Below are 24,807 nucleotides of genomic sequence, written 5' to 3'. Positions count from 1 at the left end.
AGCCATATTTATAGATGAATGGGGGAATACCCATGTTTGATTTTGAGCATAGCCTGAAGTTTAATGAGAAGGACCTGGATCTTCTAACGGTCGGGGAATTGCTGATAGACATGATATCGGAGGGATACAGTGACTCCTATGAGTACAGCAGGTACCACAGATATTTCGGAGGCTCGCCGGCCAATATCGCCATGAATACCAAGCGGCTGGGCATCCGCCCGTTAGTGGCGTCTGCGGTGGGGACGGATGGGCTTGGGCTGTTTCTGGTAGAGCATTTGCAGAGAGCGGGGATGGATACAAGCTGCGTACAGCATGTACACGAAGCAACCAGCCTGGTGGTCGTGACCAAGAGCAAGTCCACGCCGGTCCCGATCTTCTACCGGGGAGCTGATTACCGCCTCACCTACACCGAGGAGCTGCGCTCAGCCCTGCTGCGGACGAAGATTATCCATTTTTCCTGCTGGCCCCTGTCCAGACAGCCGGTGAGATCAGCGGTAGAGCAAGTGATCCGGGATGCGCGCCGGAACGGGGTTCTGGTCTGCTTCGATCCTAATTACCATCCGGCACTATGGGAGAAAGGGGAGGACGGGGTTAAGTATATCAAAACGATCCTTCCGCAAGTTGATATCGCCAAGCCGTCGGAAGACGATGCCGAGCGGCTGTTCGGGAAAGACACCCCGGAGAATCAGCTGCAGAAATTCCTGGACCTGGGTGTGAAGCTGGTCATTCTGACTTTGGGCAAAGACGGCGTGATCGCCTCAAACGGGCAGGAAACGGTGAAGATGGGTACGCTGGCTACGCAGGTGACAGATACGACGGGGGCAGGGGATGCCTTCTGGTCCGGCTTGTACACGGCACTCATCAAGGGCTATCCGGTCCGCAAAGCGCTGGAGTTCGGGCTGGCAGTCAGCGCGTACAAGCTGCAATATACAGGGGCAGTCGTAGAGCTGCCGGAACTTGAGGCATTCAAGACGAAGTACCAAATCTAGGAGGGCGAGAGTTATGGCAATTCACAATCAAGTGCAGCTGATTACGTATCCCGACTCGCTGGGCGGGAACCTGCAGACCCTAAACCATGTGCTGGATGAGCATTTTTCAGATATTTTCAAGGGCGGTATTCATATCCTTCCCCCGTTTCCCTCCTCGGGAGACCGGGGCTTTGCTCCGCTTACTTATTTTGAGATCGAGCCTGCCTTTGGCTCCTGGGAAGATATTAAGGTGATTGGGGAGAAACATGATGTGCTGCTGGATGTGATGGTTAATCATATTTCCCGGCAGTCTGAGTATTTCCAGGATTTCCTGAGACAGGGAAGACGCTCACCGTACGCTGATTTGTTCCTGACACTCGACAAGGTCTGGGCTGACGGACAGCCTGTGCAGGCCGATATCGGCAAAATGTTTCTCCGCCGCCCCTTGCCCTATTCCACGTTCACGATCGGAGAGACGGGTGAAGAGGAGAAGGTATGGACGACCTTCGGCAAAACCGATCCCTCGGAACAAATTGACCTCGATATACATTCGGATCAGGTAAAGCAACTGCTGACGGATATCTTCGGGAATTTCCGTAACAACGGCGTAAAGATTGTGCGGCTGGATGCTGTAGGTTACATCATCAAGAAGCTGGGTACAAGCTGCTTCTTCGTTGAGCCTGAGATCTACGGGTTCCTGGACTGGATCAGGGAGCTGGCCGATTCGCTGGATATCGAGTTGCTGCCGGAGGTTCATTCCCACTACAGCATTCAATATAAACTGGCGGAGCGCGGGTTCTGGATCTATGATTTCATTCTGCCTTACCGCATCCTTGATACCCTTGTCAACAAAAATGCGGAAGCGCTGAAAGAATACCTGACTACGCGCCCTGCGAAGCAGTTCACGATGCTGGACTGTCATGACGGTATCCCCGTCAAGCCAGATCTCGACGGATTGATCGACACGAAGGAAGCACGTAAGCTGGTCGATGCTTGCCTTGAACGCGGCGCCAATCTGAGCCTGATTGTCTCTGAGGGTCATAAGGCCGAGGACGGATTCGATGTACACCAGATCCGCTGCTCCTACTACTCCGTACTGAACAGCGATGATGACGCTTATCTGGCAGCCCGTGCCATCCAGTTCTTCGCTCCCGGCATCCCGCAGGTGTATTACGCCGGACTTCTGGCCGGAGAGAACGATGACGAAGCGGTTCGCCGCACAGGAGAAGGGCGGGAGATTAACCGTCATAACTTCAGTATAGACGAGATTGAGCAGGCGCTTGGCAGGGGCGTAGTCCAGCGTCTCCTTGCGCTGATCCGATTCCGCAACGAATACGGCGCGTTTAACGGTGAATTCCGCGTGCTGGAATCGGCAAGTCATGAGGTCCGGCTGCAGTGGACCAAGGGAGATCTGCGCTGCACACTGCATATTGATCTGGCCATTAACCGGACGGTCATCGATTATGCGGGACCGGAAGGGTCGAGTGTTCAGTTTGAGGTTTGAGGTTTGAGGTATAGCATGATCAAATGGTAAAGCGGTGTCTGACAGGGAAGTGCAGTCAGACACCGCTTTTTTTGTTATATAGGAAATTATGATATTCGTCTGTTGTGGATAACTTTCATGCCAAATGTATGCGAAAAACCGAATACAATGTGCCAATGATAGGGTAGTGGAGCCAAATGTATGCGAAAAACCGAATACAATGTGCCAACGATAGGCAGATGAGCCAAATGTATGCGAAAAACCGAATACAATGTGCCAATGATAGGGTAGTGGAGCCAAATGTATGCGAAAAACCGAATACAATGTGCCAATGATAGGGCAGATGAGCCAAATGTATGCGAAAAACCGAATACAATGTGCCAATGATAGGGCAGATGAGCCAAATGTATGCGAAAAACCGAATACAATGTGCCAATGATGGTAGCGTCAAGAAGTTTGTGTAAGAGAGTAGAAGTACCTCCCCGGGTTACGGGTTGGGGGTGCAGGTGTTTCTGGGGGTCGGGGGAACCCCGACCCCCAGAAACTGGATTCATCCGCTATTCTTCTTCGGGTGTGGGCAAGGAAGGGTAGCGTGCTTCAAATAACTCGTTTAGCTTCTTTTTGACGGGTTCCATCCCAAAGCCAGGAACGACCCGCTGCCCATGACGTTCATTGTAGTCAAGCATTTCGAGATACACGATTTTCTCTGCTGCATCCATATTCGTCAAACTGTTCATCGGTTTAAGGCGTTTGCGGATTTCCTTGTTCATTCGCTCAATCGGATTCGACGTATAGATCGCTTTGCGAATGGGCTCCGGGTACTTGTAGAACGTCAGGAGTGTGCACAACTGCTCCTCCCAGGACTTCATTTCTTTCGAATACAGCTTGTTCCACTTGGCTTTGACCGTATCAAAGTTAGCCCGGGCCACGACCTCATCCGGTGCGGTATACACGGTCTTCAGGTCTTCAAGGACATCGGTTTTGTGCTCGATCCGGATTTTGGGGAACGTAGCTCGCACCTTGTGCACCACACAGTGCTGCACATCCGCCTGCGGGTACGTCTCTTTAAACGCCACATCCAGCCCGGGAAGCCCGTCAAACACACCGAGCAACACTTCCTGCGCTCCACGGTCGTACAGGTCTTTCAGCACCTCACGCCAGCCGTTCGAACTCTCTTGACCGCCGACGTAGAACCCTAGGATTTGACGTTGTCCCTCTTCGTCAATCCCCATCGCAAAATAAACGACCTCACCGCGGACCGTACCCCGTTTGAGCTTCACGTACAGCCCATCCAGGTAGATCACAGAGTAGCGCTTGCTCAGCGGCCGTTTCTGCCACTGGTGGATATCGTCCAGGACGGTAGCCGTAATGTTGCTAACGGTCGTTGGAGAGTAATGGCTTCCAAACATACTTTCAATAAACCGGGCCACATCCCGCGTCCCCATGCCGCTTTTATACATCTGGATGACCGCTTCCTCCAGCCACCCGTCCCGCCGCTGGTACGGCTCAAACATCTGAGTTTGAAACAATCCTTGGCGGTCGCGGGGGACCTCCAGGTCCTCTAGATTGCCGTATTTCGTGTGCAGGTTTCGGGTGTAGTATCCGTTACGGCTATTGCGTGTACCTGCTTCCTCGCTCGCCATGAACGCCTGCATTTCTGCACGCATGATGGACTCCAAGTGGTCTTTCACAAAATCGTTAACAAGTTTTTCAAATAGATTATTCAGTGAGCTTTCGGGTAAAATAGTCATTGGTAGGGTTCCTCCTTGGTGGTTTCGCAATCCTGAGGATACCCTACTTTTTTGTTGCCTGACTAGGCTCCAAATACTGGTACACAACTTATTTTACGCCATCCCAATGATAGGCAGATGAGCCAAATGTATGCGAAAAACCGAATACAATGTGCCAATGATAGGGCAGATGAGCCAAATGTATGCGAAAAACCGAATACAATGTTCCAATGATAGGGTAGTGGAGCCAAATGTATGCGAAAAACCGAATACAATGTGCCAATGATAGGGCAGATGAGCCAAATGTATGCGAAAAACCGAATACAATGTGCCAATGATAGGCAGATGAGCCAAATGTATGCGAAAAACCGAATACAATGTGCCAATGATAGGGTAGTGGAGCCAAATGGGGTATGAATTCCTTTGATTCATTTGAACATGGGCTGTACGGGAAAAACAAAGGGGTAAATCCTTCTGATCTCACCGGATAGTTAATTTACTTTTGATGTGCCACTTGATTCGCCCTCCGGGCGATTTTATTCTTGAAATATAAGAAGTTATATGTTTCACCTGATAGCTTATTCGCAGAATAGACCGTTTTCGCAAATAAAATGAATAAATCGAAAGATTTTATAATAGTAAAGAAATTTAAAAAGCTGGTATCATGAAGAGAGTGCAGGAAGCTTGCTTCCTTGGAGGTTATTGAAGATTATTTATGAAAGCGTTTTATTTAGCGGATGCCAAAAAGTAAGTGGATATACACAGAAAAGGGGGAGCAGCATGAACAAATACGGTTATAAAAAAACCATATTCAATCACCTGGTTTTATCCTATACCATTCTTTCTGTTGTTCTAATCAGCACGATGGGCGGCTACTGGTATACCCAGGCCAACCGTATGATGGACCAGGAAATCGCCAAGGACAGTGTTACCCGGCTGAATGCCGTTCAGACGTTTATTGAACAGACACTGCTCAAAAAATATGAGGATAACCTGCAGAACAAGGCCTTGTCCATCAATTTTATCCAAAGCAACGCCAACCTGAGCCAACTGCTGTACGGGGGCTGGAAGGGGAATCTGAGCCGGGCGGCTTCCTTCAATAATGATCTGGAGTTCTTCAAGGTGGAGAATACGGGGGTCACTAATGTGGCGGTATATTTCCCAGGGAATGATTATGTGGTGGATGCAGACAAGTTTTATATGAAAACGGCCAATTCGCTGGAATCGGGATTCTACTGGAAACTGGCCCATATGCCTTTGAAAAAATGGACAGTCCGGACCAACGCAAACGGTGAGCAGGTTATCAGCTATGTGATTAAGCTTCCTTATCAACTGCCGAGTGTGAAGGCTGCGGGGTATTTCATCATCGATGTAGGCGTGAACTATCTGCAGACCGTTGTGGCTCCGATGCTTAGTTCTCCGGAAGATAAGCTGCTGGTGTTGGATGGAGCGGATCATGTGCTGTTCTCAGCCGGTGGTGAGAATAGCAGAATCGATGAGCTTTTGCAGGAAGCGCTTGGTTCTGGGTCTGCCCAGGAAAGAAGGATTAAGGAGGGCGGAGTGCCGGGAGTCTTATCACAGCTTCCATCCGTTCATTCGGCTCATCAATGGACCTATGCGATGTACCGGCCAACCAACACCGTAGAACTCTTCACCGAGCATCTAAAAACAGGGCTGTATACCGCTTCTGCCATTATTATTCTGTTCGGACTTCTGATCTCTTTCCTGTTCTCCAAACAGCTCTATATTCCCATCAAACAGCTGATGGCCAAGATCGGCAGCTTCCAGCCGGCCCATTCTCATCTCTCCCGCGGGAATGAGTATATGATTATCGGGGATACCTTTTCCTTAATGAAAGACAAGATCGTGGATCTGGAATCCCAGGCGAGGAAAAGTGAGCTTATAAACCTGCTGCTGGGGGTCAGCCAGAGCGAGGAGCCTCAGGAAAGAGTACTGCCCGATACCGCTTATTGCGCAGCATACCTTCAGCTTACCGCAGGGGAGCCGGAGGGGTTGAAAGCCAGGTATGAGCTCTACAGCACGCTTCCGGGAGAATTCATCTTGCTCAATGCAAGAGAGGCGGTCATTCTTTACTACCTGGAGCAGGAGCATGGATTTGACCCGTCCTTCCTTATCAATGATCTGCAGGGGCTGCAGCGGATATCCGGCGAGGGCTTCACCTTTCAGGCGGCCATCGGACGGAAGGTGCACTCTGCTGAGGACATCCCGGATTCCTACCAGACGGCGCAGCAGGCCAGCCGGTATCATTTTATCTACGGCAGGCACACGGTTATTTCATTTCACAAGACGCAGTCCCTGAATGCGGAGCCTATGTTCTTCAATTTTGAGCATTACAGCAATGCACTGAAGGCAGGGGACCTTAAGGGAGTGAATGATTTCCTCGATACCTTTGTCTCTGCGCTGCATAAAGAGGAGGTGCAGATTGATGCCGCAGAGCTGGCCGTGCTCCAGCTGATTGCCCAGCTGTACCAATGTGTGATTGAGCTGAAGCTGCAGCATCTGCTTCCGTATTCCAATCTGTTTGAGGAGCTGAAGAAGGATACCCTGTACGAAACGATGACAAGCATCCGGAAGCTGTGTACAGAAATTACAGAACTGATGAATGCTGAAGGCAATCATGCCCATGCGGAGGTCATCCGTACGTTACAAGCTTTCATATCCAGTCACCTGCATGAGGATTTATCGCTGCAGATTCTGTCGAGGGAAGTCTCGCTGGCACCGGCTTATATCTCCACCCTATTCAGTGAAGTCACCAAAACCCCGTTCACCGAATATGTAACGAAGCTGAGGCTGGAGAAGGCCGCCGAGCTGCTGATTGCCGATTCGCGGCTGTCTATCGCGGTAATTGCCGAGCAGGTCGGCTACCGTAATCCGCAATATTTTCACAGCAAATTCAAAGCCCGGTACGGCGTTACCCCTGTCCAATACCGGAAATCGCATAAGGACCATGCGGATTGGATCACTTTGGAGAATTGAATGTCCTAGCAACGCCAGCCTTAAATATTAATTATCCCGAACCTTCACGCCAATGAAGGTTTTTTGTTTGTATAGGAAATGATGCAGTTTGAAAAGGTGAGGATAACGGTGAAGAAGCGTCTTATACGGCGTGGGAAGACACCTACGGGAGTCGAGATACCGCGGCAGCTGAAAAATAGATGGATATTCTACACTTGCTAAAGGGCGAAGGAGGCAATGTCAAACAGCAAGTGGAAAAAGAGCACTTAATATTAGGGAAATAGACAAGAGTAGGAGAAATATACGAAATTAAGATACGTTTATCCAATTAATAATCTCAACGATACTAAAATAGCAAAAATAAGATACGTTTTACCACTTAATTTCATAAGGGGAGGTAGCGCTTCAGCATTTTGAGTAGCGGCTACTATTCATAAGAAAGAGTCGCTGATGTGTTCATATTTCGGCCTAAAGTGGATAACCGCTTAAATAATTGAACTTCTGCAGGCGGTAAAACGAAAGAAAGTATAAGGAATTGAATGAAGTTGAACTAGAAAAAGCGCTTCCATAAATCTAAACTTACATTTGTGAGCGGCACATGATGAATATACCGAGCTTGTCTATTTTGGAAAGGAGCAACTGTAATGACCTCGCTAGTCACTTCGGACGGGAAAACCCAGGCCGGGAGGAAAACCTCAAAGATTGCAGCAGTATGGAAAGAATATAAAAAATGCAGGTATCTCTTTCTATTACTTACACCCGTACTGATCTGGTACGCCGTATTCGCATACTCGCCTTTGTATGGAATTCAGCTGGCATTCAAGGATTTCCGGATTATGGATGGGATCTGGGGGAGCCCCTGGGTCGGACTGAAGCATTTCAAATTTCTGTTCCTGCAATCGCCTGACTTCTTCAAAATTCTGGAGAATACGGTTGTCATCAGTATCTATCATATTGTATTCGGTTTCCCCGCGCCGATCATTCTTGCGCTGATGATTAATGAAATCCGGTCGTCCAAGTTTAAGAAGATCGCCCAATCGCTTACCTATCTGCCCCATTTCTTCTCCTGGGTCATTCTGGGCGGGATTCTGATCACCTTGCTCTCCCCGTCCACGGGAGTGGTGAACTATCTAATTACATTGGTCGGTCTGGACCCGATCTATTTTCTTGGTGATCCCCATTATTTCAGATTTACACTGGTGACCTCGGCGATCTGGAAGGAAGTAGGCTGGGGAACGATCATCTATCTGGCCGCACTGACGGGAGTTTCCCCCGATTTATATGAAGCGGCTGTCATGGATGGGGCAAGCAGGTGGAAGCAGACCCTCAAAATCACGCTGCCGTCCATCCTGCCCGTTATTGTGCTGATGCTTATCCTGCGGATGGGCGGAATTCTCGATGCAGGCTTCGACCAGATATTGAACCTGTACTCACCCGCAACCTACGAAGTAGCTGATATTCTGGACACGTATGTCTACCGGGTAGGTCTGCAGAATTTTCAATTCAGCCTGACGACTGCGGTAGGGCTATTTAAGAATGTGATCGCTTTTATGCTGGTGCTGTTCACCAATTATATCTCGAAGAAGCTGGGGCAGGACGGATTATTCTAATTTTGAAAGGAGCACCAGGCAGTGAGACAAGGCAAAGGAAGTACGTTGTTTCAAATCTTTCTGATTTCGTTCATGGTTATTCTCTGCATAATCATGTTATATCCATTCGTTCATATGCTGTCGATCTCGTTCAGCAGTCCTGCAGAGTCGTTAAGACTGGGCATCCATCTCTATCCGAAGCAGGTATCGTTGTATGCATGGGAGCGGGTTCTCGGGAAACATGATATCTGGATCGGCTTCGGCAATACCGTCTTCAGAACCGTAGTAGGTACGGTATGCTCGGTTCTCTTCATGTCCATGGGCGCCTATCCTCTGTCGAGAAGATATCTGCCCCACCGCAATGTGTTTACGCTGCTGATCGTATTTACGATGTTCTTCGGCGGCGGGCTGATTCCAACCTACTTTCTGATCAAAAATCTCGGGCTGCTCGATACCCGGGCGGTATACATTTTACCGGGGCTGGTCAGCACCTTCTCCATGCTCATTCTGCGCAATTTCTTCCAGGCGATTCCGGATGAGCTTGAGGATTCGGCCAAAATTGACGGAGCGAACGACTTGCGGATTCTTTTCCAGATTGTATTACCGCTGTCCCTGCCGGTTCTGGCTACGCTGTCTCTATGGTCGGCAGTTGGACACTGGAACGCCTGGTTTGACGCGGTGCTCTATATCCAGGACCCTGACAAGCAGGTTCTAACCACCTTTTTGCGGAGAGTTGTGATCACAGGCGAGGACCTGTCCATGTACGCCTCCAATACAACAAACACGGCTTTGGGATATCAGGAGCCGATTAAGGCGGCGACCCTGATGTTCACGGCTCTGCCGATTATCATTGTCTATCCGTTCCTGCAGAAATATTTCGTCAAGGGTACAATGGTAGGCTCGCTCAAAGGTTAACAGGATTTACTCAATCTGCTGTAGAGGCTGGATTGTTTAAATAACAAGCATCAGAGAACAAAAGGGAGGATATTAGAAAAATGAAAACAAAACCATGGTTGACCGGTATGGCAGCATTGCTGCTGTCCACCTCGTTGCTTGCCAGCGGGTGCAGCAATAACGGAAATAATAGTACTTCTTCATCCAATACTCCAGCAGATCCGGGAACGGAAGCGCCAATTGAAATCACTTGGGCGAACAACTGGAACGCACCGGAAGCTGACAATAATTATGTGCAGAAATTCATTGAGCAGAAATTCAACGTCAAGATTAAAAATGTGAAATTTGAAACGGCAACCTGGAAAGAACAGCTTGGGGTCATGCTTGCCTCCGGCAACATACCGGATGTTCTGGCTGTCGATGGAAGTGTCGGGGACATGGTGCAATGGGCGGATCAGGGCGTAATCGCCAGCATTCCGGTGGAGGATATTAAGACTTATATGCCCAAATATGTGGCAGACGTGGAGAGTGTTGATCCCAAGGCATGGGATGCCGGGAGCTATAACGGCAAGAACTGGGGAGTTCCAAAGGTATGGTCCAACGGCAGCACAGGCTTCATGCCGGGGTATAACGGACAATGGCTGAAAGCGATTGGTTATAGCGAGGCTCCCAAAGATCTGACGGAGCTGGAGGATGTATTGACCAAGTTCACGAATGGCGATCCGGACGGCAACGGCAAGAAGGATACCTTCGGGATGTCCGGACGCGGTAAAGATGCGCAAATGCAGATGTTTAATCCCATCTTTGCCGCTTACGGTGTGAACCCGTTCCAGTTCAAGCTGGGTTCGGACGGTAAAGTGGAATACGGTGCGATCACCGAAGGTGCCAGACAAGGTCTGGCATTGCTCAACAAATGGTTCGAAGCGGGAATTATTGATCCCGAATTCGTTACGGATGGCAATGGTGAAATTCAGACTAAATTTATCAGCCTGAGAACCGGCATGTTCGATACCGGGATGTGGCATCATCTGTACAAGGATGGATATTTCGGGCAGGTAGCGGCGGATAAAGGAATTGAGCTGGTGCCGGGGACTCCGCTTACAGGGCCTGACGGCAAGAAGTATGCGTTCTCCAATGGCGCCTTGCAGCCTCCGATCTTCTTCGGCGTTCAGCTTGAGAAGGATGATAAGAAAAGACAGAGGATTCTGGAGATTCTGGAATATGCCGCAACGGATGCAGAAGGCTATCTGACCACCACTTTCGGCAAGGAAGGGGTAACGTATAATCTGGAGGGCGATTTGGCCGTTGCTATTGAGAATCCTGCGGAGACCTTGGCCGCATTAGGTGTAGGCTTCTATAATCCGCTTGGCGGCAAGGTAGAAGCGATGACCAAATATCATTTCTCTGCTGACAAAATTGCCTTCCGTGACAAGTACACCAAAATTGACGGACTCACTGTGTTGACAGACCTGATGCAATCGACCGTCATGACTACAAAGGCGCAATATGAGACGATTCTGACTACACTTCAGACCCAATTCTATATTAAAGCTATCACCGGGGAAGCAGACACGGATAAGGCATTTGATGATTTCAAGGCCCAGTGGCTGAAGTCAGGCGGACAAGCGGAGCTGGATGAAGCCCAGAAGATTTACGAAGAGCGCAGCAAGTAACACTATTACATGCACGAAATCGTAAACCGGCTGTGCAGACATGGAGACATGTCTGAGCATGGCCGGTTTCATCATTTACTGACAGGAGTGGGAATATTGCTATCTGACAATTGGATTCATGTCTATCCGGCACCGGAGGGTGCCGTGCACAACCCGGATTTCTCTGTCCGCGTCCGGACGCCGGGTGAGGAGTGGAGGCCGCTCTTCAGCTACAACGTCAAAGTGGATATGCACAATGTACGGAACGCATCAATGGTCATGTTCGATTGCTCCGGAACGGTTGACATTGAAGTCGAGTATCATCCTGAGACGGTCCGCGAGGCTGTGATCCGGCCGCTATCAGCCGGTTTAGTGGGGGAAATAAGCGGCCGCAGCCTGTCGTTCACCATTGACGGGCCCAAGCTGCTGTCGGTTGAAGTCAATGGCGAACGGTTTCATAATCTTCATATTTTTGCGAATCCGCGGGAAGAGCAGCTGCCGGACATGGAAGGCGGTGAGCTGCTGATGCTGGAGCCGGGACTGCATAACACAGAGGAGCTTCAGCAACAGCTGGAGCATACTACGGATGCTTGCGCCCAGCGAATCGTTGTCTTCAGACCGGGTGTTCACCGGCTGGATGAACCGCTGCTGCACCTCCCATCCTGCAGCACGGTGTATATTCCGGGAGGTGCTGTCGTTTATGGAGGTTTTGTGTGTGACGGGGTTCATGACGTCACGGTTAAAGGCAGGGGCACCCTGTACATGTCGGATTACGAGAAGAACACCTTTTACCGGGGCTTCGAAATCAAGTATTCAAGTCATATCCACATCGAAGGAATAACCGTAATTGATCCTCCGCACTACACCGTACTTCTCGGCCAGTCGGAGCATATCCTGATCCGCAACCTGAAATCATTCAGTACGCGCGGCTGGTGTGACGGCATTGATATGATGGCCTGCAAACAGGTCACGATTGAAGGAGGGTTCCTCCGCACATCTGATGACTGTATTGCGGTGTATGCTTCGCGCGGTGAATTCCGGGGCGATACACGGGATGTCTCGGTCAGCGGCTCCATCCTGTGGGCGGATGTCGCCCACCCTGTCAATATCGGCACACATGGCGATTATGACGGGGAAGGCGATGTGATTGAGAATATCCGGTTCACGGAGCTTGATATTCTGGAGCATCATGAGCCCCAGCCCGATTACTGGGGCTGTCTGGCGATAAACGCAGGCGATAACAATACCGTCCGCAATGTAGCGTACGAGGATATCCGGATTGAATCGTTTGAGCTTGGTGAATTGTTCAATCTGCGGGTATTGCAGAACGAGAAATATAACCCGGCTCCGGGCAAGCGGATCGAGCAGATCACGTTCAGGAACATTCACTTTAACGGTACCTGCATGAATCCTTCGCATATTGAGGGGTATGATGATACACGGGTTGTCCGGGACGTTACTTTCGAGAATGTAACGGTGAACGGCAGCGCCTTTCAATTGGAGGAGCCGTATGTCATCATCGGGAAGCATGCTCATGGAATAAAGGTGTTGTGAGGGTTGGGACAGATCTTATTTTTTGAGAAGGATCAACGTCAGCACTTGGATGGACGCTCCGTGAACGGACCGTTGTTCCAATCGCTGTGCTCTCCAGATTTTTTTCATTCCCCTTAACGGTGAAAATCCGGAGACCAAGGCGACCGCTGCCGCTTTTACACAATCAGTCCGTCCTCTCCGCTGTTTAAGCGGGGAAAGTGTTTCAGGACCAAAGAACAACCGGGGCTTTCGATTGCCCGCAATCTGCTGAAGCGAGCAGTCATAGACCAAAACGTAGAGCAGCGCTCCCCCAATAACAGGGGAAGCGCTGCTATGCGTTTTTGGTCAATCTGTGGCTTAATTCAATAAAAGAGCGTCCATCCAAGTGCTAACGGATATCCTTCTCAAACAGGCTTAAGGAGTGACCTCGGTAAAGGTAGCATCTGCGATAAATGCAGAACCGGACTCGGCCTGAGCAAATAACAGATAATTGCTGTGACGCAAATATTTGGTCTGGTCTGTCCACATCTGATAAGAGGATTTCTGCGGGTCGGCTAAACCGGCTACACGGCGGAAGGTCGCCTCGTTGTTAAAGGCTGCTGTGCTGTCATTCTGGTCCAGCCATACTTCGCCATTCGTCCGAACCCGCAGGAACCGTCCCGGGTAGTTGACGGACTCGAACGATACACCGCCAACACCGGCCAGGCCGGTAACCATCTTGAATTGTGAATCCTGGGCAGGGGAGACGCCGGTATCTATCCGGGCGCGGTAGCTGCTGTGCCGGAGGAAGCGGTCCGGATAGTTATAAGACTGCAGGCGGATATTCACGGAGACCGGTTCGAGTCTCCATTGCTGGTGGCTGCCGAGCGTGTACCTCCATTGATCAATCAGGGCAGCTTCACTAGTCGAGGCGTTAACCACATCGGCCGGCTTATTCGAATGCACAGGGGTAATCCGGTAGTATCCGCTGCCCGTAGGGATGAAAGCGAACTTCTGATGGTCTCCGCCGTTGCCGGAGTATACTTGGAATTTGGCTCCAGGGTCCAGAGAGCCGCTTGCGACCTCGAGGAATAGCCCGCTCTGTGCATTCTTAATGCTGTACTGGCCGCCGCCAAGATGGGTTACGGTCCATTGCTGGCTGACTGCCCCGGTATAGGATGATTTCCGTACCGGGGAGTTGTTCGCCGTACCGGCGGCTTCCATAGCCTTGCCGTCCAAACGGACGGAGAAGCGGTAAGTACCATCCGAAATATTGCCTCCTGGAAGAGAGGCCGATTCCCCGGAGCCAGCCGGGCGGGTATAGAGCAAAGTGCCGAATCCAAGCTGGTCAAAGGTGGAGGGGTACTGCGTATTGGCGCCTCCTTCCGGTCTTGCCAGTGCGGCACGGGCGGCAATATTGGGGACCGCCATTCCCTTCCGGTTAGCATAATGGTTGTAGATCATTTCCCAGATGGGGCGGACCTCATTGCGGCTGGCATTGGAGACAACGGTCTGGGACTGGACTGCACCGTTCGTGCCGGTACCCCACTCGTAGGCGGCAAACGGCACATCTGCCCCGTTATTGTATTTGGCCACATATTCGGCGGCCCGCAGGAAGCGGTTGTTCGCCCAGCCGTACAGGTCGTCGCCCTGATGCCAGGCCATTTCGTTAATCACAGCCATCAGACCGACGCCGAGCTGGGTATGCGCCTGGTCACGCCCGGATTCCTGCCACTGGGCCAGCCCGTTCGGATGAAGGTAAGGAATCGCGTTGTAAATCGAGCCATTGCCGGCCCCATGCTTGTAATATTCAACTCCAATATTGTAGATATCCGCACGGTCGCAAAAGATCCCGATAGCCACAGCCGAAGCCATATTAGCCAGATCCCAGTTGGCCCAGTAATTCTGGATGTAGGCGTCATTGTGGTTCTGGCCGTATTCATTGCCGATCAGGAACCGTTCATTCAGCGGTTTATAGAAGACATTGATCAGCATATCCTGCATCTGCGTTAGATTAAAGCCGGGATAATCCCGCATGAGTTCGGCTGCATTGGCCAGTTCATAGCCATACAGGCCGGAAGCCAGATAACGGTCCGCATTGCCTGAGACGGCCGTAAGGGTGGACGACCAGGCGTTCAGAATATCGCGCGCGGTGTCTCCATTGGCCGTGCTTCCGCTGATCTTCCAGCGCAGGGCATTCTGGTAAGCGCGGGCTGTATCCCTATAGAGCAGAGCCACATTATCTCCCGTGCCGCCGCGGATAATCGTGGCGGTTGCCTGTGGAGTCCAGCCGGCTTGCGACAGCGGGCTGTTCACGAGCTGGTTCCACCCATCCAGAACAGGCTGGGTTCCGGCATTCACCATCTGTCTCATGCGGTCGAAATCCGCCTGCGAATGGAGCAGGCCCGGATGTGCAAAGCCGCCTGCCGGAGCCGCCTCCGCTTGCTGGTCCGGTACGAGTCCGGTTAAACCTGCTGCAAGGGTGAGGATAAACAGGATCATCACAAACTTTTTCATATTATCAGCTCTCCTTCTTATTATGGAATCGCTTCCATCCCGTACTATAGCCGAATCCCGTCCGGGAATAAATTCCAATTATATTAGAAAGAGTGCATTTCTTAATGCTTTTTATAATCAGGATCTTTCCTGCGGGGGGATTAGAGCTTTCGTTAAAGTTTGAATGAAAACATAAGAAAACAAAAGAATTTACAATAGATAGCAAGTTGAGAATTTGCTATGATGAGCCGTGTTTCCGCGAGGAAATGGATTGTAGGACACAAAGTTATTCATTTACAAGGAGGTTGGATATGAGCATCCGGAAATCCCTGTTATCGAAAGCGCTTGTCATTATGATCTCAAGCATCCTGTTAGCTGTAACCCTGATTGGAGATATTGCCCTGCCTATGGCTAAGGCGGAGGCCAGTATTCCTGAACCCACGGATCTGGTTATTATTCATGAGACGGTCAGAGGCGGGTTTACCCATCCCGGGGTGGGAGTGACCAAGTCTGTTCTGGAAAATATGCGCGAGCAGGTGATCGCGGGGCAGGAGCCCTGGGCTTCGTATTACGCGGCCATGACGAAGTCGTCGTATGCTTCCAGAACCGTTACATCAAACCTGGCCAGCGCGGCAGATCCGTCCAAGCCAAAAAGCGTCGCCGTGAACAGCAAGGGAGCATTCGTTACAGACGGGTTAAGTGCGTATACGCAAGCTCTCATGTATTACATTACCGGAGATGAAGTTTACCGGGCCAATGCGATGGCTATTATCCGCATCTGGGAGCAGATGGACCCGGCCCAGTATACGTATTTTACTAACTCTCATATCCATATGGGCATTCCGCTGAACCGGATGGTGACCGCGGCGGAGATTCTCCGGTACACCGTTGCCCGGAACGGGGCGCTTAGCTGGACGGAAGCGGATACCGCCAAATTCACGTCCAATCTGATTGTGCCGATGACGGAGACCTTTCTGCACGGCAATAACTATTTCATGAACCAGCATTTGTATCCGCTGCTCGGGGCGATGTCCGGTTATATCTTCACAGACAATATGGACCGGTATAAGGAAGGCGTTGAATGGTTTACGGTTAATAAGACTGCCGTGGATCAGGGCCAGAACGGTGCGATCCGGCAGCTGTTCCGGCTGGTGACGGAAGACGCCGTAACCGGTGAACAGCTGGAGACGCCGAGAGTTCAGCATGTGGAGATGGGCCGGGACCAGGCTCACGGCGCTGGAGATCTTACCAATGTGGAGATTCTGGGACGGTTACTGGATGCCCAGGGCACGAAGGTTGATCCGGCGGATGGAACGCTGTCCACTGCGGATAATGCTGTAACCGCTTACGCCTTCTTGGGCAACCGGATTCTGAAGGCGGCGGATTACTTCGCCCAATATATGCTGGGTTATGACACACCCTGGACTCCCGTTGTGGCCCGCTACGACGCGGAAGGAAATCCGGTGATTTATAAAGTGCTGTCCGGTGCATACCGGGGGCGGATCGGCGGCAATGTATACGGCCAGTATTATTACTATAAATACAGCATGGGGCTGGATATAGAGAAGGAAGCTCCATACTATGCCGAAATGTTCAATAAGCGGACGCCGTATTACTGGGAATCACCCGATGGCGGGGCGGACTACTGGCTGTTCATCCCGAAGGAAGCGGCTTCCGAAGGGGCATCCACCTTGCCCGAAGTCTCGCCCAGCGCAGATTGGACAGAAATCGAGCAGCGGGCTACCAGCTTGGATTCCAATGCGGTGACCCGGCAAGAAGGAGACATTTCCTACGTGCAGGTTAAGGCTACCGAAGCAGGCAGCCGGGTTTCTGTGGTCGCTTCAAGCACAAGCCTGAAGACAGTTGCTCTCCGCATCCGGACCAATGGAACAGCGAGGCTGGAAGTTAATGGATGGACGGAATCAGAGCTCGTACTGCCGGATACGAAGGGCCAGTGGAAATATATAACGCTGACCATGGATCAATATCATGGATTGGGCGATTTGATCTATTTCAAGGTTACGGGTCCCGGAACACTGGTCGACATCGATCATCTGCTGCTGGCGCCGGCAGCCGGATTGACCCCGCCGGTCTTCACTTCCGGACCGGCAGATGTGAATGCATATGCCTATACGGGCTCTGAAGCTGCACTCCAGGTTGATCTGTCTGCCAAAGATGCAGCGGCAGGCGATACTGTGACCTATCAGCTGGGTCCTAAACCTGAAGGGGCTGTATTCAATGAGAGCACGGGTGAGTTCTCCTGGATGCCGGAGCAGCCGGGGGTATATTCCCTGATCTTAAGCGCGGACGATGGAGCTGCCGTAACAGCCAAAGCTGTAACCGTTACAGTAGGCAGGAACCGGCAGGAGGCGGCAACGGCTGCTGCCGGCAGGTACAATCCGGAAACCAGCTACATCTCCACGACACTGGCGGAATATATGGCCATGATTGACGATGTGACGAATGCGCTGCGAAGCGCATCCGATGAAGAGATGTACCGGAAGCTGGCCGGGCTGAATCTCGCCGCCCAAGGTCTGAAGGAATTGACACCCCTGATGAAAGACGGAAGCATGCGTTATTTTGATACGGTAGCTTCTTCCACTTTCGGTACAGAGATTGGTAATCTGATCGATAACGCGCCGGACAGCTTTGCCGGTTATTATCTGGCCGACAGTCTCAGCTATATTCTGGATTTCGGGGTGAACTTCAAGGTATCCGCCACGGCCTTCGCGCTTCAGGTCAGAACCGGATTCCCTGAGCGGATTGGCGGGGCTGCAGTATATGGCTCGAATGACAAGGAGTCCTGGACCCGGCTCACTCCGGGAGTAACTACGGTATCGGATGCAATGCAGACTCTGGAGGTCGGTGAAGCGCAGCAGGAAGGCCAGTTCCGTTTCCTGAAGCTTCAGATGATCGAGCCGTCAAGCACGATGTTCGAATTGTCCGAGCTTCGCATCTATGGCCTGCGGCATGAGACCCATAACAAGCTGAAGTCTGTAACGCTCAGCTCCCCGCAGAGTACTCAGAACAGGGTAGAAACCGGCAGCAGGGTGGACCTGTCCTTCCAATCTGCTGAACCTATTGAGGGTGTAGAGGTTACCCTACAGGGCCGGCAAGCCTCCGTTCACACCACAGACCGGATCAATTGGACAGCTTCTGTAATCATGGACAGCGCTATGCCGGCGGGCAAGATCAAATTCTCTATTAACTATACAACCGCAGGCGGATTGCCGGCCGCGCCTGCCCTGTTCACTACAGATCATTCAGTGCTCTACTATGTAAACAAGTCCAAATATGTGGATGTCACGAAGCTGGTCCGTGTGACGGCTTCAAGTGCCCAATACGGCAGTAATGGTCTGCCCGCAGACAAGGTCGGCTATCTGCTGTTTGACGGCAACACTGCAACCTATGGAGACTTGGCCAGCGGCAACGGGGCTTATTATACGCTGGACTTCGGGCCAGATGCGTCAATCAGGCTCAGCGGCGTCATTCTGCTGCCGAGAACAGGTTATGCCAGCCGGATGAACGGCCTGATCATTCAAGGCTCCAATGATGAGCTGAATTGGAGTAATCTCATCCCGGCTGTGTCTGGGGCGGCTGACCAATCCTGGACCTATATTAATGAAGAACAATTGAAGGACAGCAATCCTTACCGGTATTTAAGAATAGTGAACCCTGCTTCATGGAGCGGCAATGTAGCTGAAGTAGAAATATACGGCGAATATAGTATTCCTGCCGCAGTCCTTGAGTCGAAGGTGAAGGGGCCTGAAGGATACACCCGGCTAAGCTACTACCAGTATAAGCACGAGGCGGACCGGATTGTGGAAGCTGCCGGAGATCAAGGCGCAGATATGCTGGCCTTGCTTAATGAGCTGTTCCAGGCGGAGCGGCTGCTGGTTACGGTCACGGAGCTGCCAGCGGAGAGAATAGCCGTTACCGAACCGATGGTGAAGGCGTCCCATATCTCGTGGGACGGGAAATTATCCGAAGCTGCTAACGGCTGGAAGGCCTTCGACGGCGACAAGGCTACGTATACCGATACCAAGGTTAATCCGGGCTGGGTTGTTGCCGATCTGGGAGCGGGCAACGACAAGGCGTTGTCCAGCTTCAAATTCTATCCGAGAAGCACCCAGGCCCATCTCGGAAGGGTCAATGGAGCGATTCTTCAGGGCTCTGCAGATGGAGAGCACTACACGGATCTATACACCATAAGCGGTATCACCACCGCTGAATGGCATACGGCTGCCATAAGTGAAGATACAGCTTACCGCTATCTGCGTTATTATTCCCCAAGCGGGAACGCCAACGTGGCGGAGCTGGAATTCTATCAGAAGACAGCTGACCGGACACTGCTGGAGTATCTGAGAGAGCAGGCCGAAGGTGTGCAGCGTGACCTCTATACGGAAGAGAGTCTTGTAACTCTGGATACGGCAAAAGCTGCCGCGCTGGACCTGGCTGCGGATGCGGCCCAATCCGCTATCGACGCGGCAGCCACCGGCTTGCTTACAGCTATGGAGCAATTGGTGGTCCAACCGGTCATTGTCAGTCTGAATAAGGTGGAAGTAACAACAGCAGTAGGAACAGCTCCGGAGCTGCCGTCAGTAGTAGAGGCAGTGTATAGCGATAAGACGGTCAGATCTCTGTCTGTACTATGGCAGGATATCGACCCGGTTCAATATAGCTCCGTGGGAAGCTTCACGGTAACCGGCGCGGTCTACGGCACGGATGTGCCGGCAGTCGCCAATGTGGCTGTAATGGATGAAGATTGGCCAACGCCGCCGGTACTTCCGGCAGCACCGACCGGATTAACGGCTTCCTCCATTACTGCGAACTCCCTGAAGCTGGGCTGGAATGCCCCGTCTGATAATGTGCGGTTGGCCGGATATGAGGTCCTGCTGAACGGAGAAGTACATGGTACGGTAACAGGGGATACCTATGAGTATGGCTTCACCCGGTTATTGCCGGATACGTCCTATACGTTCCGGGTGACCGCCTTCGATGATTCGGGTAACAAGGCGTCAAGTGCCGACTACACGGTGAAGACCCTGAAGGAGGAGGAGCAAACACCGCCAACGCCGTCACCGCCGCCACCGGCTTCACCGGTTGACGGCGGGAATACAGGAGGGACCGCCATTCCGGCCCCGGTCCAGACATTAATAAGCGTACATGGAAGCCGTATCCAGGTTGTTCCTGCCATACATCAGGAAGCAGCGCTAATCACACTGAGTGAAGCAAGCCTGGAGGAAGCCCTCAAGCAGGCGATCCAGAATAAGGAGGACACCCTGCATATTCAAGTGCAGCCAAGCGGAGAGCTGTCCTCCATTACGCTGGAGCTTCCGGCCAGTGCCTGGCTCAAGTCACAGAAGGAAGGAATCAGGTTTCTGTCGGTTGAGTCCGGATTAGCGTCATTGTTAATTCCTCTGGATGCGGCCGGTAACCTGATGGAAACAAATAAGCTGGCCGTGTCGGTCGGACAGGCGGACCGGTCCGGATGGCAGGCATCACTGTCCGGCCTGCTCAAGAACAAGCCTGTCTATGAATTGGGACTCTCCGTTAACGGACAGAGCGTGAACGTCTTCGCCAACGGCAGCGTGGTGAAGGTAATGATCCCCTATTCGCCGCAAGCGGATGAATCCGTATATGGATTGGTCGCTGCTTCCCTGAGTAATGACGGAGGTCTGGAGGTAATCAGGAATTCCACATATGACAGAACAGCCGGAAGACTTATCTTCGGCGCCAGGCACTTCAGCAAGTATGCGGTGCTCTCGGTTCCATCCTCTTATAAAGACATGGATGCTTATTCATGGGCGAAGGATGGCGTTACTGCCTTGTCGGCCCGCGAAATTGTGCAGGGGACCGGGAATAATAGTTATGCTCCTGGGCGCGCGGTATCCCGCGCCGAGTTCCTGAAGATGATGATGGAAGCCTTTGAATTAGTGCAGGCAGGTCAAAGCTCCTCCTTCCAGGATGTGAGATCAGGCCAGTGGTATACGGATGCGGTTGCATCAGCGGAGGCTTTGGGAATTGTTACGGGATACGGGGACGGTACCTTCGGTGCGGGCCGCAGCATTACCCGGGAAGAAATGGCGGTCATCACCGTCCGCGTTTTGAAAGCGGCGGGAGAAGAACTGCCGAAGCATCATGAAGCCGTCAACTTCAGCGACACACCGCTAATCTCCGCGTTTGCCGTAGAGGCGGTGAATCTCATCTCTGAAGCGGGCTTCATCGAAGGCCGGAGCTCAGGTGATTTTGCTCCCAAGTCACAGGCCACGCGGGCGGAAGCTGCGGTGCTTGTGGCAAGAGTGCTGGGATTGATTTAGGCTGCTCCAGATGAGGAACAAATTCCCATTCATCTGCGTCTAACCTTATAGGACTAGCAAAACGCACTGGAGGGGAATAGATATGAGAGCAGCACCAATGAAATGGTTGATCAGGAAGACTGCACTTATTGCATTATGTATATTGCTGCTATTGATGGATGGAAGGGTAATAATGGCGGAACCGTCTGCAGGACCCAAGACGACGGTGCATTTCACAGCGGAAATGCAGCAGCTGCTTGACAAGGCAGAGCGTGTTCTGCTGGTTGAACAGCCGTTTCCGGACGAAGCAGCCGTAGGTTTCTTCAAGAACGGGCGCAGTCTGCCCAAGGGATATTTGGAGAGGACCGCAGACCGGATTCTGGAGCAGCGGGGCAAGTTCGCCAAGGCGTCCGATCTGATTCAGACTGCGCTGGCTTATAGTGCTGCGGGCGGGAATATCAACAACACCGCCGGCATTGATTTGTATCCGCTGCTCATGAACCATGCCGGTCTTGATTCAGAAGGGGCAGCCGTTGTAGCTGCTGCTTATATTACTACGAATAACTCCACCTTCAATACTTATGAGCGGACGAACCGTTATCCCGATATGATCCTCTATCAGCTGCTCGGCATGCAGCTGGCGGACGGCAGCTGGTCCATGGCCGGCCGGAGTAATGGAGATCCGGTATCAACAGCCCGGGTGCTCACGGCGCTGGCTTCGGTAGCGGGAACGGAACTAACAGAGGAGCCTGTAGAGAAGGCTGTGCAGTGGCTGAGGGACAAGCAGCAGCCGGACGGCGGGGTGGACGGCAAGACTGAGACCACGGCGAAAGTGATTATTGCTCTATCCTCTCTGGGAATGGATGCGGCAGACTTTGCGCAAGCAGGCGGGCCATCGCTGCTGGACCATTTGCTGTCTGCGCAGCTCCCGGGCGGCGGCTTTGCGCAAATGGCGGGCGGCTCAAGTGACCTTTCAGCCACGGTGAACAGCTATCTTGCCCTGACCTCATACAAGCTTTTGGCGGAACAGGCAGGACTTCTGTACAGCGGACTGCATCATACCGGACCTGAGCGGGCAGTGATCCAGATTGAAGGCCCCGGCGGTACGCTTGCCGGCGGACGGATAACGGGCGGTGATGCGGTGAAGACGGCCGCCGCTTTTTTACAGTCGAAGGGTCTTGCTTATAAGCTGAATGCAGATGCCGCCAAGCCGGCCTTCACAGCTATTGAAGGAATTCAGAACGGACGGTACAACGGACGCGGAGAATGGAAAATTGCCGTTTACAGCGGGGGAAGCGCCTGGCTGTTTCCTGAGAACATTTCATCCAGGCTTACCGTTGGAGACGGCGATCAATTGCTGGTGTACTATGCCGATGACACGGAGCTATTAGACCGGATAACGGTGGAATGGAAGGACCAGTATGGCCAGCAGAGCGGAAGTTATGCTACTGCCAATACACCGTTTTCGCTGCGGATCACCAGATCGAACAGCCAGCTAGGCGGCCTTCCGGCCTTTGGGGTGACGGTAACTCTTCAGGGGACCAGCGTAGTCGCCGACAGCGCCGGAAAGGTATCCTTTGCCGGAATGAAGCCAGGCGTTTATCCTGTGCAGATTACCAAATACCGTAAAGATGGCGCTCCCGCGTTAGCCAAGCGTACGTTTGCACTGCATATTGCTTCCCCTGAGCTGGCCAGATTTATTGATGCCGGTAAAGTTGCCGCCTGGGCAAGGGGGGATATCGCTATGGCGCTGAGCAGCGGGTATATTCAGGGCGTGAGTGCCGGCGGCAATGTGCTTGCACCGAAGCAAAAGCTGACCCGGGCCGAATTTCTGACCCTGCTGCTGCGGCTGCTGCATGAATTCCCTGACGGGAAGACGGTCACCGGATTTACGGATGTACCAGCAGGCAAATGGTACAGCGGTACCGTCACTAAGGCCGTTGAACTCGGCATCGTTAGCCCCGCATCAGGCAAGTTTGAGCCGGACCGCGGCATTACGCGGGAAGAAGCGGCGGTCATGGTTGTCCAAGCTGCACAGCTGACCACGTACGGTAGTCCTGATCGTATAGGCTTAGCTGATGTTACAGGCCTGACTCCGGCCAGCCGCCAGGCAATTCAAGCCGTCAATGAATACGGAGTAATGACCGGCAGCGGCGGCCGCTTCGAGCCGAAGCAGGTTCTGGTGCGTGAGCAGGCAGCGGCGATCCTGGTTAGGCTGCAGAAGGTCAGTCCGGGAGGGAACATGTCTGGACTGTAAGGACCAGACATCAAGGCTGCCCCGTTCACGAATCCGTTTCGGGCAAGCGTGATTGGTTGTGAAACAAGATACAGAACAACAACAGGACCGGCCGCTGGGGCCGGTCCTGTTGTTGTTCCTGCCATGTTATTTGTCCATGGGGGCAACGCGTTTTTTTCGGCACACGGCGACCACGTACAAAGGATTCATATCTTTTACTTCTCCCAGAGCCACTAGCTCGTAGCCGCTAATGACAGGATTGGTATAAGGCGTGCTTGCTGCGCCCAAATTTCTAGACTTTCTGATAATCTGGGTGTGGAAGGCAACATAGTCCGTAGTGAAGGTTTGCCCGTATAGCTCCAGGATATCATATTCCTTCAGGAGTTCTCCCGCAAGCTCGACAATCGTATATTCATATTTGTGGTAATGATTTCTTGGCTGCTCCACAAAATAAGCGGAAGGGTTCGCAATGCTGCGGTTAGGTGTGGAGACAATAAAGATCCCGTCATCTTTTAAAAGCCTGGAGGATTCTTTAATCCATACACTGCCGTCATCTATATGCTCAATGGTCTCAAAGGAAACAACAACATCAAAGCTTTTGTCCTCCAGTTCAAGCTTGTTTACATTGCCGTAGGCATAATCAATCTGATCATGACCATAAGTTTTGCGCGCATTTGACAAGCTGGCTTCATCGATATCTACGCCAAGTACATGGCTGGCCCTGGACGCCTGCAGCATTTTGGAGCCATACCCCGCTCCGCAGGCGGCGTCCAGCACCCGTTTATCCTTGACGTATTTTTGGGCTAACCTGTATCTGTTCAGATGCTCTTCCAGCACATCTCCGTAATTCTTTTTGACCACATCGTTAATGACGACACGTTCCCCCGTAAAAAGAACATCATTTTGTTCGGTGTCCAGGATTTCCAACACTTCATTTTTTTCCTGAACGGGTGAGGCGGGCAATACTCCCTT

Annotated in this window: 12 protein-coding genes; 9 read left to right on the top strand and 3 right to left on the bottom strand. The window is 52.0% G+C overall.

Annotated elements, in window-relative coordinates; genetic code table 11:
- Nucleotides 1–32 precede the first annotated feature (32 nt).
- Both P40081_RS25610 and gtfA read left to right on the top strand, forming a co-directional pair.
- Complete coding sequence (locus tag P40081_RS25610; RefSeq protein WP_042139037.1) at nucleotides 33–989, top strand: carbohydrate kinase family protein; 957 nt, start codon at nucleotides 33–35, stop codon at nucleotides 987–989.
- Between the two features lie 13 nt (nucleotides 990–1,002).
- Nucleotides 1,003–2,472 carry a sucrose phosphorylase gene (gene gtfA, locus P40081_RS25605; protein ID WP_042139036.1) on the top strand — a complete coding sequence of 490 codons (1,470 nt, stop codon included), beginning with the start codon at nucleotides 1,003–1,005 and terminating at the stop codon, nucleotides 2,470–2,472.
- A 536-nt stretch (nucleotides 2,473–3,008) separates the two neighbouring features.
- Here the strand turns inward: gtfA and P40081_RS25600 are convergent.
- Entirely contained in the window at nucleotides 3,009–4,202 is a 1,194-nt protein-coding gene (locus P40081_RS25600) for an IS256 family transposase (protein WP_042139035.1), read from the bottom strand.
- Nucleotides 4,203–4,961: 759 nt separating this feature from the next.
- On the opposite strand from P40081_RS25600, the gene P40081_RS25595 reads away from it, so the two are divergent.
- From P40081_RS25595 to P40081_RS25575, 5 genes are all read left to right on the top strand, one after another.
- Nucleotides 4,962–7,178, top strand: a complete 2,217-nt coding sequence (locus P40081_RS25595) for a helix-turn-helix domain-containing protein (protein WP_042139034.1) — start codon at nucleotides 4,962–4,964, stop codon at nucleotides 7,176–7,178.
- Nucleotides 7,179–7,801: 623 nt separating this feature from the next.
- Nucleotides 7,802–8,767, top strand: coding sequence for an ABC transporter permease (locus P40081_RS25590; RefSeq protein ID WP_042139033.1), 966 nt, complete (start codon nucleotides 7,802–7,804; stop codon nucleotides 8,765–8,767).
- 21 nt (nucleotides 8,768–8,788) lie between these two features.
- On the top strand, nucleotides 8,789–9,661 hold the full coding sequence (locus P40081_RS25585; protein ID WP_231575194.1) for a carbohydrate ABC transporter permease: 873 nt from the start codon (nucleotides 8,789–8,791) through the stop codon (nucleotides 9,659–9,661).
- A gap of 80 nt (nucleotides 9,662–9,741) precedes the next feature.
- Nucleotides 9,742–11,313 (top strand): extracellular solute-binding protein, encoded by a 1,572-nt coding sequence (locus tag P40081_RS25580; protein WP_042139032.1) that lies wholly within the window; start codon nucleotides 9,742–9,744, stop codon nucleotides 11,311–11,313.
- A 96-nt stretch (nucleotides 11,314–11,409) separates the two neighbouring features.
- On the top strand, nucleotides 11,410–12,846 hold the full coding sequence (locus P40081_RS25575; RefSeq protein WP_052421996.1) for a glycosyl hydrolase family 28 protein: 1,437 nt from the start codon (nucleotides 11,410–11,412) through the stop codon (nucleotides 12,844–12,846).
- Nucleotides 12,847–13,239: 393 nt separating this feature from the next.
- On the opposite strand, the gene P40081_RS25570 is transcribed toward P40081_RS25575, so the two are convergent.
- Complete coding sequence (locus P40081_RS25570; protein WP_081970104.1) at nucleotides 13,240–15,321, bottom strand: RICIN domain-containing protein; 2,082 nt, start codon at nucleotides 15,319–15,321, stop codon at nucleotides 13,240–13,242.
- A 290-nt stretch (nucleotides 15,322–15,611) separates the two neighbouring features.
- On the opposite strand from P40081_RS25570, the gene P40081_RS36640 reads away from it, so the two are divergent.
- Together P40081_RS36640 and P40081_RS25560 are read left to right on the top strand one after the other, a co-directional pair.
- Complete coding sequence (locus tag P40081_RS36640) at nucleotides 15,612–21,620, top strand: S-layer homology domain-containing protein (RefSeq protein WP_052421995.1); 6,009 nt, start codon at nucleotides 15,612–15,614, stop codon at nucleotides 21,618–21,620.
- Between the two features lie 172 nt (nucleotides 21,621–21,792).
- On the top strand, nucleotides 21,793–23,856 hold the full coding sequence (locus tag P40081_RS25560; protein WP_042139031.1) for an S-layer homology domain-containing protein: 2,064 nt from the start codon (nucleotides 21,793–21,795) through the stop codon (nucleotides 23,854–23,856).
- A gap of 126 nt (nucleotides 23,857–23,982) precedes the next feature.
- Here the strand turns inward: P40081_RS25560 and P40081_RS36635 are convergent, their stop codons facing one another.
- The gene (locus P40081_RS36635; RefSeq protein ID WP_052421994.1) at nucleotides 23,983–24,765 is read right to left on the bottom strand and encodes a class I SAM-dependent methyltransferase; all 783 of its coding nucleotides are present in this window, start codon (nucleotides 24,763–24,765) and stop codon (nucleotides 23,983–23,985) included.
- Nucleotides 24,766–24,807 lie beyond the last annotated feature (42 nt).

Source organism: Paenibacillus sp. FSL P4-0081, assembly GCF_000758565.1.
In the GTDB taxonomy this organism is placed as follows: Bacteria; Bacillota; Bacilli; order Paenibacillales; family Paenibacillaceae; genus Paenibacillus_AQ; species Paenibacillus_AQ phytohabitans.
The sequence above is the reverse complement of the archived record's forward strand: the minus strand, read 5'-3'. Positions and strand labels throughout refer to the sequence as shown.

Excerpts from the sequence above, each read along its gene's own strand:
- P40081_RS25610 (WP_042139037.1), top strand. The coding sequence starts at position 33 with ATGTTTGATTTTGAGCATAGCCTGAAGTTTAATGAGAAGGACCTGGAT.
- gtfA (WP_042139036.1), top strand. The coding sequence starts at position 1,003 with ATGGCAATTCACAATCAAGTGCAGCTGATTACGTATCCCGACTCGCTG.
- P40081_RS25600 (WP_042139035.1), bottom strand. The coding sequence starts at position 4,202 with ATGACTATTTTACCCGAAAGCTCACTGAATAATCTATTTGAAAAACTT.
- P40081_RS25595 (WP_042139034.1), top strand. The coding sequence starts at position 4,962 with ATGAACAAATACGGTTATAAAAAAACCATATTCAATCACCTGGTTTTA.
- P40081_RS25590 (WP_042139033.1), top strand. The coding sequence starts at position 7,802 with ATGACCTCGCTAGTCACTTCGGACGGGAAAACCCAGGCCGGGAGGAAA.
- P40081_RS25580 (WP_042139032.1), top strand. The coding sequence starts at position 9,742 with ATGAAAACAAAACCATGGTTGACCGGTATGGCAGCATTGCTGCTGTCC.
- P40081_RS25570 (WP_081970104.1), bottom strand. The coding sequence starts at position 15,321 with ATGAAAAAGTTTGTGATGATCCTGTTTATCCTCACCCTTGCAGCAGGT.
- P40081_RS36640 (WP_052421995.1), top strand. The coding sequence starts at position 15,612 with ATGAGCATCCGGAAATCCCTGTTATCGAAAGCGCTTGTCATTATGATC.
- P40081_RS25560 (WP_042139031.1), top strand. The coding sequence starts at position 21,793 with ATGGCGGAACCGTCTGCAGGACCCAAGACGACGGTGCATTTCACAGCG.